Here is a 14712-nt window from a genome sequence, read left to right on the forward strand (position 1 = left end):
GCTTGCAACGGCCCTTCTACATCCAGCCCAGCCAGTGCCACCAGGTTGCGGCGAACACCAGCATCAACCCGTACCCCACCAGCGTCACCACGATCCCGACCTTGGCAAACTGCCGCGCGTTGAAGGTTTCGGTACCCAGGCACACCATGTTCTGCGGTGCGTTGATCGGCAGGATGAACCCGTAGCTGACCACAAACCCCAGCACCATGGTCATGCCCAGGCGGCTGAAATCCCCCGGCAAGGTCTGCAGCACCGCGATCAGTATCGGCAGCAGCGCCGAGGTCAGCGCCGTGGCACTGGCAAAGCCCAGGTGGATCACGATCAGAAACGCCGCCAGAATCGAGAACACCCCCAGCGTGCCCAATTGATCCAGCCCGGTATTGGCCACCACCTGCCCGCCCAGCCATTGCCCGGCCTGGGTGGTCAACAGGGTGGTGCCCAGGCTGATGCCGACGCCGAACACGATCACTGTGCCCCACGGAATACGCGCCTGCACATCCTTCCAGGTCATCACCCCGAAGCGCGGCAGCAACAGCAGCACCAACCCGGCGTAGGTGGTCGAGGTGGTGTCGAAGTGATGCAGCTTGCCCTCGGTGGCCCAGGCCAGCAGCAACAGCAGCGACACCCCCAGCAGACGCTTCTGCGCCCCGCTCATCGGCCCCAGCGCCTGCAACTGCTCGGCCACCGCCGCCTTGCCGCCGGGAATGCTGTCGCTCTCGGGGGGCAGCATCCTGAGCACCAGCACGATCAGCACCACCGACATGATCAACGCCCACGGCGCCCCGGCGATCAGCCAGTCGATCCATGACACCCGTGCACCGAGCATCTTGTCCATGAAGCCGACCGTCAGCAGGTTCTGCGCGGCTGCGGTCTGGATGCCGATGTTCCAGATGCTGGTGCCCTGGGCCACGATGATCATGATGCCGGCGGCGATGTTGGAGCGCTTGTTCACGCCGAACGCGGCGATCACGCCCATCATGATCGGCACCACGCAGGCACTGCGCGCCGTGGCACTGGGCACCACCAGGCTGAGCAGGATGATCACCACCATCGCCCCCAGCAGAATGCGTCGGGTGCTCACGCCCACACGGTTGAGCGTGACCAGCGCGATGCGCCGGTCCAGCCCGGTGTGGGTCATCGCCGCTGCGATGAACAGGGCCCCCACCACCAACGCCAATGCCGGGTTGGCAAAGCCCGTCAGGGCCATGCTCACGGCTGCCGACGAGCCGTAGATCACCGACGGGTCGGCAAGGGTCGGTGCGGTGCCCAGCAAAAATGCCAGCAGCGAGGTGATCATGATCGCACTGGCTTCGTACGACACCGCCTCGGTGATCCAGATCACCACCGCAAAGGCCAGGATCGCCAGCACACGGTGACCGGCCACCGGCAGGTCGGCCGGCAGCGGCAACAGCAGCACGCCGACCAGCGCGACGATGCCCAGCAGCAGGCCCACGGGCAACAGGGGTTGAGCGCCAGGCGCTGCGGGAGGATTGGCGGGGGTACTCATGGGCAGGACTTCTTTGGCAACAAAACAGGCCCCTATCATCCCCAGCGCCTGGCCGGTACGCGCTGACGCGGGTCAATACATGGCCAAGACGCCCTGACCAGAGCGCTTTGTAGGACATTCCAACAGCCGGTGGCGCGGCGACCCATAAGCTCGAAAAAGACTGACCGGTCATTTGTAGTGAATAAAAAAAATCACTACAAAACCTATTGACGGCATTCGTTGCCCCTTGCATGATGAGGCCGTCTCCCTGATCGGGAGCGCTGGCAAAGGGTGTTCCAGACAGTTCGAGCGGTTTCGGGCTGTCCGTGGAGAGGGACTGTCCAAAAGGCAGAGTGAAGAAAGCCCCTGTTGCGACGCTGCTGTAGCAGCCTTGGTAGATCGCTACATGAAGTAGCGCAGGTTTGAACTCACCAACGACGAATAGGTAATAGGGGGCTTTATGATCAACTTGAACAACCAACCCACCATCGACCAATTGGCTCAGCTGTTCGCTGCCCGCAAGGACAGCCTCGATGACCACCTGCTGTGGGTCAGTGCCACAGGTGACGTGCACATCGACAAGATGCCGCCGCACACTGTCGAAGAGGCGATCGATGCGAAGCGTGAAATGCGCGCCCGTTTCAGGATGTTCCGCCGTGGCAAGGGCTACGTCGGCAAGAAGGCAGCGGCAGACACCGCGTTTGTCGCCAAGGTGCTGGAGACCCTGCAACAGGAATGGCCCGCCATCCGCGAGCGCCAGGACGTGAAGGTGATCGACCGGCTGTGCTGAGCCAGGCGAATTGAAAAAGGCGACCTTCGGGTCGCCTTTTTTATGCGTGCTTATCGCCTCATCGCGGCTCTGGCTCGCCCCACCGTCTGCGCACATTCCCTGTGCGCCACGACAGGGCGTAACCGCAGGCATCAGGCCTGACGACGAAACCGCGGGTGCTCCATCGGCACGGCGTCGGTGGCCAACGCCCGGGCCCGGTCCACGCCGCGCACCAGCGCACGGCTCATGGTTTCACCCGGGCACGAGGGGTAGTACTCCTCGAACAGCGCCTTGCCCCGGCGCCCGTACACCCCCAGGAACATCTGCGTGGCCCCGGTGCGCGACAACCGCACCTGCACGTCGATGCTGGTGCCATCGCTGAGTTCTTCGTCATGGCTGCGGCTGTGCAGCTGAGAGTCGGCCCACGCCCAATAAGTCTCTTCCCTGATGCGCATCACACTGCTCCTTGTTCGTTCGAACCGACAGTAAGGCATACAACCGCCAAGGGGGCTAGCGACAGCCGTCGCCCCATTGAGCGAGTTCAAGAAAGCCGCATAAAACGGCAGATTCAGCGTACCGGTCGTCTGTTTGCGAAATAGCCTACAACCCACATGAAAAAGCCCCACACACCGCAGCACAGGCTGGATGGCGGGGCCTCTTCGGCGTCGTGGCTACTTCTTGCGCAGGCCCGGCAGAAACCGGCGGCGCTCGCTGCGCGGTGGCACCGTGGAGCGCACACGTACCGGCGCGTCTTCCAGGGTCATGTTGGCAAACCCCAGCTGGAACGCTGCTTGCCCGCAACGCACCTGGCTGTTGATGGGAAACTCGTCACCATCGTCTTCGAAATACGATTCCTTCATACCCGGCTCCCCTGCTGTGGATCACTACCGGCACGCAGATGAATGCCTAGGAAATAGTGACCTGTTGCTTTCAGAGACTAGCCGGACATTTGAAGACTGCCTGGTCACTTATTGTCGCACCCGACCAGTGGCCTATGGCTACCTGAGTTTGACCGCGGTGCCGGTGACGAATACCACCACCATGCCGCCACGGGCCGACGGCATGCTGATTTCGTAATCCAGGCCGATCACTGCATCGGCCTGCAGGCTGCGGGCGCGCTGGCGGATTTCGTCGGTGGCCTGGATGCGCGCTTCTTTCAGGGCGCTTTCCAGGGTTTGCGAACGGCCGCCGAAAAAGTCGCGAAAGCTGGTGAAGATGTCGCGTACCACGTTGATGCCCTGCACCGATTCGGCGCTGACTACATCCAGGTAGGCCGCGACTTCGCGCCCTTCGACAGTGCCAGTGGTGGTGAGGATCATTGCGTACTCCTGAGCGTTGTCGGGGCATGCCCCGACCCAAAAGAACACGATGGTAACAAACCCGCACTTTCGCCGCCCGTCACTTGCGGCCCGCCCAAGTGCGGCTATTTTCATTGGAACGTTGTTACAGCGTATTAATACTTCGGACGGAGTCGAAGCATGTCGATACCACGTTGCATGAGCGTTCTTGCATTGGGCCTGGTGCTGGCCGGGCTGGCGGGCTGCAGCAGCATCGATGCCCGCACCACACAATACGTCGGGGCGCCCCATCCTTCGCCCACCACTGCGGCTACGGTCGAGGTACTGCGCAGCGAACCGACCCGCCCCCATGTCCGCCTGGGCGAGATCGTGGTCGATGCCAGCGTGTCCCCGCCGCCACCGATCACCGACGTGGAGCAGAAGCTGCGCGAACAGGCCGCCAGTATCGGCGGCGACGCCGTCGTGGTGGTCTACGACCGCATCCAGCCGGTTTCGGCCTATGTCAGTGGCCCGCTCTGGGACCGCGATATCCGCTCCATCGACGGACGCAAGCTCAAGGGCATCGTCATCAAGTATCAGTGACCCTGTGGTCGCCGGTGGTGCCGGCGCCAGCGTACGCGCCCATTCGCCCCCTGGGGCCCCTGCCTCGCTGGCAAGGCCGGCCCCTGCCCAGAAGCGCAACATTGAACAGGCACCACCGTCATGCAAAGGACCACCGCCACTTGTCTCGTGCTGCCCTGCGCCCTGCTGTTCCTGCAGCACGCCCTGGCGGACAACGCCGAAACCGCCAACAAGAGCAACAACCCGCTCAACCTGGCACCGGGCCTGAACCTGCAGGACTACTACACCCCCTCGGTGTACGACAGCAACGTGCATACCAACGATTTTCTGGTGCGCGGCACCCTGCCGGTCGCCCCTGGCGAACTGCTGCCGGTACCGCAACTGCTGCGCGCCACCCTGCCCATCAGCACCCGACCCGACCCCCACGGCGGCTACAGCACCGGCATCGGCGACCTCAACCTGTTCGACATCTTCCTGCTCAAGACCGAAGGCGTGCAGTTGGGCATCGGCCCGCAGCTCACCGCCCCCACTGCCGAGCACGACGAGCTGGGCACCGGCAAGTGGCAGGCGGGGCTGGCGGCGGTGGCCATCGACGCCTCGCCACGCGGGCTGCTCGGTGCGCTGGTGCAGTACCAGAGCTCGTTTGCCGGCGACCATGACCGCGCCCACGTCGAAACCGCCACCCTGCAGCCATTCATCATCCACAACCTGCCCAAGGGCTGGTACCTGCGCTCCACCGGCACCTGGACCTTCGACCTGAAGAACGACACCCACTACATCCCGCTGGGGCTGGGCGTGGGCAAGGCCTGGAAGGCCGGCAGCAACATCCTCAACGCCTTCATCGAGCCGCAGTGGACGGTGGAAAAGAAAGGTGACGGCCTGCCGCAGTTCACCGTGTTCGCCGGCCTTAACGTGACCTTCGGCAAGTAGCCAGCCCATGACCGGACCCTCCGGCAGCCAGCACCCTGTGCGTTCAATTGAAGGAGCACCACCATGCATACCCGACCTGTCCTGCGTTACCTGCCGGTGCTCGTGCTCAGTGGCGCGCCGCTGCTGGTGCAGGCCGACAACGCGCGTGACTGGCAGAACATCCCGATCGACCTGAACATGGTGTTCGGCTACTACAACCGCATCGACACCAACACCCCGATCGACACCGCCCTGCCCATCGACGGCCTGTCCCTGGATGCCGACCTCTACATCCTGCGCCTGGCGCGCTCGTTCAGCATCGACGGACGCAACAGCGCGATCCAGCTGGTGCAGCCATACGCCGACGTGTCGGCCTCGTTCGACGATGCACGTTTCTTCAATGGCACCAAGCACAACGGCGGCATGGGCGACACCCAGATCGTGTTCGCCCACAACTTCTTCGGCGGCCCGGCGCTGACCGCCGAGGAGTTCGCCAGCTGGACCCCGGAAACCTTCATGACCGGCGCCGTATGGCTCACCGTGCCCAATGGCGACTACGCCAAGAACCGCGTCATCAACATCGGCGCCAACCGCTGGGTGGTCAAACCCGAAATCGGCTTCGGCCACCCCATCGGCCCCACCTGGCTGGAGGTCAACACCTGGGTTTCGCTATTCGGCGACAACGACGACTACCTGGGCGACAACAAGCTGGAGCAGAAACCGCTGTATGCCGTCGAAGGCCACTACAGCTACACCATCAACCGCGGCCTGTGGGCTTCCCTCGACGCCACCTACAGCTTCGGCGGCGAAACCCGCATCAACGGCGAAAACCAGGACAACAAGCAGGCCAACACCCTGGTCGGTGCCAGCCTGGGCTTCATGCTCTCGCCGCAGTTCGGTGGCCTGATCGCCTACACCGACACCGTGTCCGAACGTACCGGCTCACCCGATGTGAACACCTGGACCTTGCGCCTGAACTACGCCTGGTAGCCATGGGAGGCCTGATGAAGCGTTCGCACCGACTCACCTGCCTGGCCCTGCTGGCCCTGTTGCCGGCCCTGGCAAAGGCTGCCGACCCGCTCGACCCCAGGGCCCTGGCCGCGCTGTCGAACATGGGCAGTTACCTGCACCGCCTGCAGGCCTTCAGCCTGAGCACCCGCAGCGAAACCGACCAGCAACTCGACAGCGGCCCCACGGTGACCTTCGCCCACCACACCCAGGTGCTCGCCCGCCAGCCCGACAAGCTGTTCGTCAGCGTCGACCAGGGCTCGGCGGCGCGCCAGTTCTTCTACGACGGCAAGCAGTTCACCCTGTATGACGGTCGTCACGGCTACTACAGCAAAGGCGCGGCGCCGGCGACCATCGAGCAACTGCTCGGACAACTGAGCGAGCGCTACGCCATCACCCTGCCGCTGGCCGACCTGTTCCGCTGGAACGCCCAGACCGCGAAACAGGTCGGCATCACCCAGGCCACGCTGATCGGCAGCGAATCCCTCGACGGCCAGGCCTGTACCCACTACGTGTTCCGCCAGCCCGACATCGACTGGCAACTGTGGCTACGCGAAGGCGCGCAGCCGTTGCCGTGCAAGCTGATGATCACCCGCCGCGACGACCCCGAGCGCCCGCGCCACAGCGTGACCTTCGACTGGGACCTGAGCACGCCCATCAACCCGGCAGCCTTCGACTTCACCCCGCCGGCCAAGGCCGTGGCGGTACCGCTGCGCGAACCGAACGAGGGCCGCCAGCCATGACGCCACTGCGTACCTGCCTGCACCTGGGCCTGATCGCCTGCCTGCTGACACCGCTGATGGCCGACGCCTGGCAACTGCGCGGCGGCGGTGGCGGGCGCACCTTCGTGGTGCCCTATCACGCCGGGGGCGGCCACTTCGCCCCCCCGCCGCCGCATTACCAGCCGATGCCGCACCCGATGCCCCCGCATCCGCAGCCGATGCCGCCCCACCCGGCGCCGCCTCCGCATCCGCAGCCCGGCCCTGGGCCGCACCCACCGGGCCCGCCACCGCATCCACCGGGCCCGGGCCCTCACCCGCCCGGCCCCGGCCCGATGCCGCCACCACCGCCACCGCCGCACCCGGACGACTGGTATCACCCCTGGGCCGCCGCTGCCGTGGTCGGTGCCACCACTGCCACGGCCATCGCCATCGGCACCCAGGTGGCCGAGGTACCGCCGGACTGCGTGTCGGTGGTCGCCAACGGCGTGGCCTACCAGCACTGCGGCGCCACCTGGTACCAGCCGCAATACGTCGGCAGCAACGTGCAGTTCATCGTGGTGCCTGCGCCATGGTGAACCCACCCGACCCAAAGGAATGCCCATGAGCGCCCTCACCGACATCAATGCCCTGCACGCCGCCATCGCCGCCTCGGTGCTGGGCCAGGACCAGGTGATCCGCCAGATCCTGGTGGGCCTGCTGGCCAACGGGCACGTGCTGCTCGAGAGCCTGCCGGGCCTGGCCAAGACCCGCACGGTCAAGGCCCTGGCCCGGCACCTGGATGCACGCATGAGCCGCATCCAGTTCACCCCCGACCTGCTGCCCTCCGACATCACCGGCGCCGAGGTGCTGCAACAGGTCGAGGGCCAGCACCAGGTGCGTTTCCAGCCCGGCCCGCTGTTCGGCAACCTGATCCTGGCCGACGAGATCAACCGCGCCCCGGCCAAGGTGCAGGCGGCGCTGCTCGAAGCCATGGAGGAGCGCCAGATCACCGTAGCCGGCACCAGTCACAGGCTGCCCGACCTGTTCATGGTGATCGCCACCCAGAACCCCATCGAGCAGGAAGGCACCTACCCGCTGCCCGAGGCGCAGATGGACCGCTTCCTGATGAAGGTGCTGCTGGATTACCCCGCGCCGGCCGATGAAGGCCAGGTGTTGCAACTGCTGCGCCAGGAGGAACAGCGGGCGGCGGCCAAGGCGGCCAGCGACAGCTTCAGCCTCGGCCAGGAGGTGATCTTCCAGGCCCGCCGGGAAGTGGCAGCCATTCACGTGGCCCCGGCCATCGACAGCTACCTGATCGCACTGGTCAACGCCACCCGCCACCCCGCCGACTACGACGCCGACCTGGCGCGCTGGCTGCAGCTGGGCGCCAGCCCACGCGGCGGCATCGGCCTGGACCGCTGCGCGCGCGCCGATGCCTGGTTGCAGGGCCAGGACTTCGTCTCGCCCGACAACGTGCGCGCCATGCTCCACCCGGTGCTGCGCCATCGCCTGCAACTGAGCTACGACGCGGTTGCCGACGGCGTGACCAGCAGCGAGGTACTCGACCGCCTGCTCGACAAGGTGGCCATCCCGGCCTGAGGACCGCATATGCCAGCACCGGCGCAGCAACCCGACGGGCACGTCTACGTATCGCTGGCGCAGCTGATGGCGCTGGCGTTCGATGCCCGCGGCCTGAGCTTTCTGGCGCGCCAGCCCAGGGCCAGCGTGCTGGCCGGCAGCCACGCCTCGCGCCTGCGCGGGCGCGGCCTGAACTTCGACGAGCTGCGCCGCTACCAGCCCGGCGACGACCTGCGCCATCTCGACTGCAGGGCCAGCCTGCGCACCGGCACGCCGGTGGTACGCACCTTCACCGAAGAACGCGACCGCCCGGTGCTGGTGGTGCTCGACCAGCGCATGTCGATGTTCTTCGGCTCGCAGGTCAGCTTCAAGTCGGCGCTGGCCGCGCAACTGGCCGCGCTGTGCGCGTGGATCGCGCTGGCTGCAGGCGACCGGGTCGGCGCCCTGCTGTTCGACGACACCCGCATCGAATACCTGGCGCCGCTGCGCAGCCGCAGCCGGGTCCAGGCGATCTGCGCCAGGGCCGCACAGTTCAACCAGGCGCTGTCGGCGGATGTACCCGATGGCGATGCTGCGCACGGCCTCGACACAGTCCTGCAGCGCTGCCTGGCGCTGGCCGCGCACGACTGCCTGATCTGCTTCATCAGCGACTTCGCCGGTGCCGGCGAACGCACCCTGCATCAGTTGCGCCAGCTGCGTACCCACAACGACGTGATCGCGTTGCAGGTCTACGACCCGCTGGCCCTCGACCTGCCACGCCAGGGGCGCCTGCTGGTGACCCAGGGCCAGTTGCAGGTGGAGCTGGCGGTGGAGCGGCGTCAGGTGCACAAACCCTTGAGCGAGTTTCTCAGTGGCCGCCTGCACGACGTGGCGCAGATGCTGCGCCGCAGCCAGGTGCCGCTGCTGATGTTCAGCACCGCCCTGCCTGCCGCCCAACAGCTGCGCATGGAACTGGGCAAGCTGCGCAGGCCACCGGCATGACCGCGCCAGTGTCCAGCGTCGACCAGCTCAAGGAGCTGGCGCTGCCGCCCGCCGTCAGCTACTGGCCACAAACCTGGGGCTGGGCGCTGCTGGCGGCATTGCTGCTGGCCGGGCTGGTGCTGTGGGCGGCGCTGCGCCTGCGCCGCTGGCAGCGCGACCGCTACCGCCGCCAAGCCCTGGCACGCCTGCGCCAGCTGGAACAGGCAATGGCAGATCAAACCCGGCGCGTGCAGGCCCTGCGCGAAGTGCCCGAGCTGCTCAAGCGCGTGGCCCTGTCGATGCCCGAGGCTCCGGCCGTGGCCCCGCTGCATGCCGCCGACTGGCAGGCGTTTCTGGTGAGCCATTCACGCACCCCGCTGCCCGCCGACTTCGCCTGGCAACTGGCGCAGCTGGCCTATGCCCCCGACAGCCGCCTGCACGAAATCGATGCGTCAGCGCTGTTGGGCTACAGCCGCGCCTGGGTAGAGCATCATCATGTGGCAGCTTGATTACCCCTGGCTGTTGCTGATGCTGGCGCTGCCCTTGCTCGGCTACCGCTACCTGCCGCCCTATCAGGAAGCCCGCAGCGCCTTGCGCGTACCGTTCTTCGAGGCCATCAGCCAGGCCACCGGGCAGCGTCCGCGCCTGCCCGGCACCCGGGCCAATCGCTGGCAGCTGCTGTTGCACTGGCTGGTGTGGGCACTGCTGTGCCTGGCCGTGGCACGCCCGGTGCTGGTCGAGCCCCCCATCGAGCGCCAGGCACCAGTACGCGACCTGATGCTGGCCATCGACATCTCCCAGTCGATGCAGACCGTCGACCTCAAGAACGCCGACGGCAAACCGGTTTCGCGCATCAGCGCGGTCAAGGCGGTGGTCGCCGACTTCATCGCCAGGCGCCAGCAGGACCGTCTCGGCCTGGTGGTGTTCGGCAGCGGCGCCTACGCCCAGGCACCGCTGACCCTGGACCACGCCAGCCTGTCGATCCTGCTGCAGCAGACCGACGTCGGCATGGCCGGGCCCAACACCGCCATCGGCGATGCCATCGGCCTGAGCCTCAAGCTGCTGGAGCAGGCTCACGAGCCGCAGAAGGTGCTGATCCTGCTGACCGACGGCAACGACACCAGCAGCGCCATCACCCCCGCCCACGCCGCCCAGATCGCCGCGGCCCGCGGGGTGGTGATCCATACCATCGGCATCGGCGACCCGCAGGCCGAAGCCGAGGCCAAGGTCGACCTGCCGACCTTGCAGCAGATCGCCACCGTCACCGGCGGGCAGTTCTTCCGGGCCCAGGACCGCGATGCCCTGCAACAGGTGTACGCCACCCTCGACACGCTCACCCCGCACGCAGTGAAGACCTACAGCCACCAACCCAAGCGCGACCTGTTCTGGCTGCCGCTGGGCGCGGCCCTGTTGCTGCTGACGCTATACCACCTGCTCGCCCTGGCGGCAGCGTGGTGGCGCAGGCGCCTGCCAGTGGAGGCGCCCGCGCATGGACATTGACCTGAACAACCTGCATTTTCTGCGCCCGCTGTGGCTGTGGCTCTGGCTGCCCGCCGTGCTGCTGGTGCTGGCCTGGCGCCGCCAGCGCGGCCAGGCGCTGAACGTGAGTATCGCCCCGCAACTGCTGGCGCACCTGCGCATGGACGGCCACGACCGGCACCGCATTCGCCCCATACACCTGCTGGCGGCCCTGCTCGCACTCGGCGCACTGGCCGCTGCCGGCCCCACCTGGGAGCAGGACCGCCCGCAGTTTCTCGACAACCGCGCGCCGTTGATCCTGGCCCTGGACCTGTCCGGCTCGATGGACGCCAGCGACCTCTCGCCCACCCGCCTGGAGGCCGCCAAGCACAAGCTGCACAGCCTGGTGCAACGCCGCCAGGGCGCAGCCACCGGGCTGATCGCCTATGCCGGCAGCGCACACCTGGTGCTGCCCCCCACCCGCGACCCGGCGCTGCTCGACAGCTTCATCCAGGCGCTGGGCAGCGACCTGATCGAACAGCCTGGCAAGAACGTTTTGGCCGTGGTGGGGCTGGCCCGTCAACTGATCGCCGCCGAGCCCGGCCCCGCCACCCTGGTGCTGCTCACCGACGGTGCCGACACCACGCAACTGGCCCCGCTGGGCAAGGCCCTGGACGCCAGCCTGCTGCAGGTACTGGTGCTGGCGGTGGGCAGCAGCGATGGCGGCCTGGTCAGGGGCGCCGACGGTCAGCCGCGCACCGACAGCAACGGCCGGCCGCAACTGGGCCGCTTCGACAAGGCCGGCCTCGAACAACTGGCCAGGGCGCTGGATGCACCACTGGGCAGCCTGACCCCCGACGATGACGACCTGGACTGGATCGAGGCCCATGCCCAGCAGCACTTCGCCGACGCCGACCCGGCCAGCCAGCAGCTGCGCTGGAAAGACGCCGGCTACTGGCTGTGCTGGCCGTTGCTGCTGATCGCCCTGTTGTGCATCCGCCGCGGCTGGAGCCTGAACTGGAGCGCGTGCCTGCTGCTGGGCCTGGTGCTGGCCCCGGACGGGGCGCGCGCCAATGCCCTGGTGGATGCATTCATGACCCCCGACCAGCAGGGTCGCTGGGCCTTCGAACACCACCACCTGCCCGCCGCGGCGGCGCACTTTCAGGACCCTTACTGGAAGGGCATTGCCGCCTACCAAGGGGCCGACTACGACCTGGCGCTGGCCAGTTTCGCGCGCCTGCACACCGCACCGGCCTATTTCTACCTGGGCAATATCTACACCCGCCGCTTCAAGTTCGACCAGGCCATCGCCGCCTATCGCCAGGCACTGGCCCTGCAACCTGGGTTTGCCGAGGCCCAGGCCAACCTCGCCCTGGCCATCGCCCTACAGAAGGACACCGAGTCGGCGCAGCAGAACGCCCCAGAGGTGCAGGCCGACCAGGTGGCCTTCGACAAGCCGGCCGGCAAGGGCCCGAGCAAGCAGGTGCAGACCCCGCAGGCGACCTCGGACGCCCTGTGGCTGCAGAACCTCACCACCTCGCCCGCGCAGTTTCTCAAGCGCAAGTTCAGCCTGCAGGACCAGGCTGCCAGGGGGGCGCCATGAGGCTTGTCGGCCTGCTCCTGGCCTGGCTGCTGTGCAGCTGTGCGCTTGCCGCCGACCCGCAGTTGCGAGTGCAGGCGCAACTGCTGGGGGGCAACAGCGTAGTGGTAGGTGAAACCGTGCAGTTGCAGCTGGACGTGCTCACCGACACCTGGTTCACCGGCGCCCCGCAGTTGCCGACGCTGAGCGTGCCCGGCGCACTGGTCACCCCGCCCGGCGACCAGGCCCAGCACCTGACCCTGAACCTGGACGGCAGCACCTGGTTCGGCATGCGCTACCTGTACCCGATCACCGTGCAGCAGGCCGGCACCCTGGATATTCCCGCTCTGACCGTGACGGCCCGGCCGGGCAATGCCGCGGCCGCCCTGAGCGCCACCACGGCGGCGCTGCACCTGCGCGTACAACTGCCGACCGGGGTCGAGCCGGGCCAGGCGGTGCTGGTGGCCACCGCCCTGAGCCTGACCCAGCAGGTGAACCCGGCCAGCAGAACACTCAAGGTGGGTGACAGCCTCACTCGCAGCGTGACCCTGCAGGCCCAGGGCGCGCCGAGCCTGATGCTGCCGGTGACGGCGCTGCAGGCCGTGCCGGGCCTGAGCCTCTACCTCAAGACGCCCCAGGTGCAGGCCCTCGACGATGGCCATGGCCATGTCGTGGGCGGCCAGCGCATCGACACCGCCAGCTACCGCATCGAGCAGCCCGGCAGCTACCAGCTGCCCGCCGTGCAGGTGCACTGGTGGAGCACCACCGAAAAGGCCCTGCGCAGCACAACGCTGCCCGCCGTGCCCTTCACCGCCAGCGCCGGCCCTGCCTACACCCCGGTGTTCTCGGTGGCCGACGATCTGCAGCGTCTTGGCCAGCAGGGCCGCCTGCACCTGTCGCGGCACTGGCTCGGCGCCGCCCTGGTGCTCGCGGCACTGGGCCTGGCGTGGCAGGTGTGGCGTAGCCGCGGGCCGACCTGGCTGGCCCGCTGGCGGCACTGGCAGGCCCGACGCCAGGCCCGTCGCCTCGCCTCTGCCGAGCATGCATGGCAACAGGTGCCCGTTGATCTGGCCAGGCATCCGCCGCAGCTCACTGCGCTATACCTGTGGTTCAGGCGCAGCCAGGGCAGCGTGCGCCTGGCCACGGCCGACGACACCACCCTGCTGGCGCTGCTGCGACGCTGCTACGGCGCAGACGGCGCGCCCGATACGCTGCTCGCTGCGCTCAAGGCCGAACTTGCACAGCTTCATGCACGGCATTCACCGCGCCAGCCTGCCGCGCCCGCGCGCCACGGCCTGCGCCCGCTCAATCCAATGCAGAACAGGGAGTCGCGATGAAATCCAGTCCGAGTGTTCGTGGGTGGCTGCTGCTGGTATTGCTGCTGCACTGGCCATTGTCGGCCCAGGCCGATGCGCCGCTGCCCTCATGGCATCAGGGCGCCGCCAGGGCCGCCCTTGTGCAGTTCGTCGAAAGCGTCACCCGCGAGGGCGACCCGCAGTTCGTGGCCCCCGCGCAACGCATCGCGGTGTTCGACAACGACGGCACCCTGTGGAGCGAACAGCCCGCCTACTTCCAGGTGCTGTTCGCCTTCGACGAGATCCGCCGCATGGCCCCCGAGCACCCCGAGTGGAAGACCACCCAGCCGTTCAAGGCGGTGCTGGAAAACGACCAGAAGGCCCTGGCCGCCGCCGGCATGGACGGCCTGCTGAAAATCATCGGCGTGACCCACACCGGGGTCAGCACCGAAGCCTTCATCGGCCATGCCAGGGCCTGGCTGGCCAAGGCCCGTCACCCCACCCACCAGCGCCCCTACACCGAGATGATCTACCAGCCCATGCACGAGCTGCTCGACTACCTGCGCAGCCAGGGCTTCAAGGTGTACATCGTCTCCGGGGGCGACACCGCGTTCATGCGCGCCTTCGCCGACGAGGTGTACGGCGTGCCGCCCGAGCAGGTGATCGGCTCCAGCTTCGTCACCGAATACCAGCTGGTCGACGGCGTGCCGGCCCTGCTGCGTACCGCCAGGATCGCGCACAACGATGACGGCCCGGGCAAGCCCGAAAGCATCGACGCGATCATCGGGCGCCGGCCGATCCTGGCCTTCGGCAACTCCGACGGGGACCTGCAGATGCTGCAATGGACCGCCGCCGGCAAGGGCCCGCGCTTCATGGGCCTGGTGCACCACACCGACGCGAAACGTGAATGGGCCTACGACCGCCAGTCGCAGGTCGGACGGCTGGACAAGGCGCTGGACGAAGCGCGCCGCCAGCAATGGACAATCGTGGACATGGCGGCCGACTGGGCCCGGGTCTTCCCTTTCGAGCCTGCCTCCACCCCGCAATCGCAGTGACGCGGTAACGAGCAAAGCAGTGATGCAACCGACATGTCGCCTGCGGGCGGCTCGA

At 67.3% G+C, this 14712-nt stretch carries 17 protein-coding genes; 13 read left to right on the top strand and 4 right to left on the bottom strand.

Annotated features, from left to right (window positions below):
* Positions 1-16 precede the first annotated feature (16 nt).
* Entirely contained in the window at positions 17-1507 is a 1491-nt protein-coding gene (locus QMX96_RS13770) for a DASS family sodium-coupled anion symporter (protein ID WP_054915142.1), read from the bottom strand.
* Between the two features lie 439 nt (positions 1508-1946).
* Here QMX96_RS13770 and QMX96_RS13775 point away from each other — a divergent pair, with 439 nt between their 5' ends.
* Positions 1947-2276, top strand: a complete 330-nt coding sequence (locus QMX96_RS13775) for a hypothetical protein (protein WP_043859774.1) — start codon at positions 1947-1949, stop codon at positions 2274-2276.
* A gap of 131 nt (positions 2277-2407) precedes the next feature.
* On the opposite strand, the gene QMX96_RS13780 is transcribed toward QMX96_RS13775, so the two are convergent.
* The 3 genes from QMX96_RS13780 to QMX96_RS13790 form a co-directional block, all read right to left on the bottom strand.
* Positions 2408-2710: a hypothetical protein gene (locus tag QMX96_RS13780; protein WP_043859775.1), complete on the bottom strand. Its 303-nt coding sequence runs from the start codon at positions 2708-2710 to the stop codon at positions 2408-2410.
* 216 nt (positions 2711-2926) lie between these two features.
* A complete protein-coding gene (locus QMX96_RS13785) occupies positions 2927-3115 on the bottom strand; it encodes a hypothetical protein (protein WP_043859776.1) in 189 nt (62 codons plus the stop codon).
* A gap of 138 nt (positions 3116-3253) precedes the next feature.
* Positions 3254-3574 (bottom strand): YbjQ family protein, encoded by a 321-nt coding sequence (locus QMX96_RS13790; RefSeq protein WP_043859777.1) that lies wholly within the window; start codon positions 3572-3574, stop codon positions 3254-3256.
* 159 nt (positions 3575-3733) lie between these two features.
* Between QMX96_RS13790 and QMX96_RS13795 the strand changes: the two genes are divergently transcribed.
* From QMX96_RS13795 to QMX96_RS13850, 12 genes are all read left to right on the top strand, one after another.
* Positions 3734-4135, top strand: coding sequence for a hypothetical protein (locus QMX96_RS13795; RefSeq protein ID WP_078481937.1), 402 nt, complete (start codon positions 3734-3736; stop codon positions 4133-4135).
* 120 nt (positions 4136-4255) lie between these two features.
* Complete coding sequence (locus QMX96_RS13800; protein ID WP_058541250.1) at positions 4256-5044, top strand: hypothetical protein; 789 nt, start codon at positions 4256-4258, stop codon at positions 5042-5044.
* A 63-nt stretch (positions 5045-5107) separates the two neighbouring features.
* The gene (locus QMX96_RS13805) at positions 5108-6013 is read left to right on the top strand and encodes a transporter (RefSeq protein WP_043859780.1); all 906 of its coding nucleotides are present in this window, start codon (positions 5108-5110) and stop codon (positions 6011-6013) included.
* A 14-nt stretch (positions 6014-6027) separates the two neighbouring features.
* Entirely contained in the window at positions 6028-6774 is a 747-nt protein-coding gene (locus QMX96_RS13810; protein ID WP_043859781.1) for a DUF2092 domain-containing protein, read from the top strand.
* Positions 6771-7328, top strand: coding sequence for a hypothetical protein (locus QMX96_RS13815; protein WP_282361914.1), 558 nt, complete (start codon positions 6771-6773; stop codon positions 7326-7328). The genes QMX96_RS13810 and QMX96_RS13815 overlap by 4 nt, the downstream gene beginning before the upstream one ends.
* 25 nt (positions 7329-7353) lie before the next feature.
* The gene (locus QMX96_RS13820) at positions 7354-8331 is read left to right on the top strand and encodes a MoxR family ATPase (protein WP_104572646.1); all 978 of its coding nucleotides are present in this window, start codon (positions 7354-7356) and stop codon (positions 8329-8331) included.
* Positions 8332-8340: 9 nt separating this feature from the next.
* A complete protein-coding gene (locus tag QMX96_RS13825) occupies positions 8341-9291 on the top strand; it encodes a DUF58 domain-containing protein (protein WP_043859762.1) in 951 nt (316 codons plus the stop codon).
* Positions 9288-9779 carry a DUF4381 domain-containing protein gene (locus QMX96_RS13830; RefSeq protein ID WP_078481934.1) on the top strand — a complete coding sequence of 164 codons (492 nt, stop codon included), beginning with the start codon at positions 9288-9290 and terminating at the stop codon, positions 9777-9779. The genes QMX96_RS13825 and QMX96_RS13830 overlap by 4 nt, the downstream gene beginning before the upstream one ends.
* Positions 9766-10770, top strand: a complete 1005-nt coding sequence (locus QMX96_RS13835; protein ID WP_078481933.1) for a VWA domain-containing protein — start codon at positions 9766-9768, stop codon at positions 10768-10770. Before QMX96_RS13830 ends, QMX96_RS13835 begins: the two co-directional genes overlap by 14 nt.
* On the top strand, positions 10760-12331 hold the full coding sequence (locus tag QMX96_RS13840; protein ID WP_116054876.1) for a VWA domain-containing protein: 1572 nt from the start codon (positions 10760-10762) through the stop codon (positions 12329-12331). The genes QMX96_RS13835 and QMX96_RS13840 overlap by 11 nt, the downstream gene beginning before the upstream one ends.
* Entirely contained in the window at positions 12328-13644 is a 1317-nt protein-coding gene (locus QMX96_RS13845) for a hypothetical protein (protein WP_282361915.1), read from the top strand. The genes QMX96_RS13840 and QMX96_RS13845 overlap by 4 nt, the downstream gene beginning before the upstream one ends.
* Positions 13641-14657: an HAD family hydrolase gene (locus QMX96_RS13850; protein WP_043859767.1), complete on the top strand. Its 1017-nt coding sequence runs from the start codon at positions 13641-13643 to the stop codon at positions 14655-14657. The genes QMX96_RS13845 and QMX96_RS13850 overlap by 4 nt, the downstream gene beginning before the upstream one ends.
* Positions 14658-14712: the final 55 nt, after the last annotated feature.

The sequence above is a fragment of the Pseudomonas sp. PS01300 genome, from assembly GCF_029960155.1.
In the GTDB taxonomy this organism is placed as follows: domain Bacteria; phylum Pseudomonadota; class Gammaproteobacteria; order Pseudomonadales; family Pseudomonadaceae; genus Aquipseudomonas; species Aquipseudomonas palmensis.

Coding starts and splice junctions, on each gene's coding strand:
- QMX96_RS13770 (WP_054915142.1), bottom strand. CDS start 1,507: ATGAGTACCCCCGCCAATCCTCCCGCAGCGCCTGGCGCTCAACCCCTG.
- QMX96_RS13775 (WP_043859774.1), top strand. CDS start 1,947: ATGATCAACTTGAACAACCAACCCACCATCGACCAATTGGCTCAGCTG.
- QMX96_RS13780 (WP_043859775.1), bottom strand. CDS start 2,710: ATGCGCATCAGGGAAGAGACTTATTGGGCGTGGGCCGACTCTCAGCTG.
- QMX96_RS13785 (WP_043859776.1), bottom strand. CDS start 3,115: ATGAAGGAATCGTATTTCGAAGACGATGGTGACGAGTTTCCCATCAAC.
- QMX96_RS13790 (WP_043859777.1), bottom strand. CDS start 3,574: ATGATCCTCACCACCACTGGCACTGTCGAAGGGCGCGAAGTCGCGGCC.
- QMX96_RS13795 (WP_078481937.1), top strand. CDS start 3,734: ATGTCGATACCACGTTGCATGAGCGTTCTTGCATTGGGCCTGGTGCTG.
- QMX96_RS13800 (WP_058541250.1), top strand. CDS start 4,256: ATGCAAAGGACCACCGCCACTTGTCTCGTGCTGCCCTGCGCCCTGCTG.
- QMX96_RS13805 (WP_043859780.1), top strand. CDS start 5,108: ATGCATACCCGACCTGTCCTGCGTTACCTGCCGGTGCTCGTGCTCAGT.
- QMX96_RS13810 (WP_043859781.1), top strand. CDS start 6,028: ATGAAGCGTTCGCACCGACTCACCTGCCTGGCCCTGCTGGCCCTGTTG.
- QMX96_RS13815 (WP_282361914.1), top strand. CDS start 6,771: ATGACGCCACTGCGTACCTGCCTGCACCTGGGCCTGATCGCCTGCCTG.
- QMX96_RS13820 (WP_104572646.1), top strand. CDS start 7,354: ATGAGCGCCCTCACCGACATCAATGCCCTGCACGCCGCCATCGCCGCC.
- QMX96_RS13825 (WP_043859762.1), top strand. CDS start 8,341: ATGCCAGCACCGGCGCAGCAACCCGACGGGCACGTCTACGTATCGCTG.
- QMX96_RS13830 (WP_078481934.1), top strand. CDS start 9,288: ATGACCGCGCCAGTGTCCAGCGTCGACCAGCTCAAGGAGCTGGCGCTG.
- QMX96_RS13835 (WP_078481933.1), top strand. CDS start 9,766: ATGTGGCAGCTTGATTACCCCTGGCTGTTGCTGATGCTGGCGCTGCCC.
- QMX96_RS13840 (WP_116054876.1), top strand. CDS start 10,760: ATGGACATTGACCTGAACAACCTGCATTTTCTGCGCCCGCTGTGGCTG.
- QMX96_RS13845 (WP_282361915.1), top strand. CDS start 12,328: ATGAGGCTTGTCGGCCTGCTCCTGGCCTGGCTGCTGTGCAGCTGTGCG.
- QMX96_RS13850 (WP_043859767.1), top strand. CDS start 13,641: ATGAAATCCAGTCCGAGTGTTCGTGGGTGGCTGCTGCTGGTATTGCTG.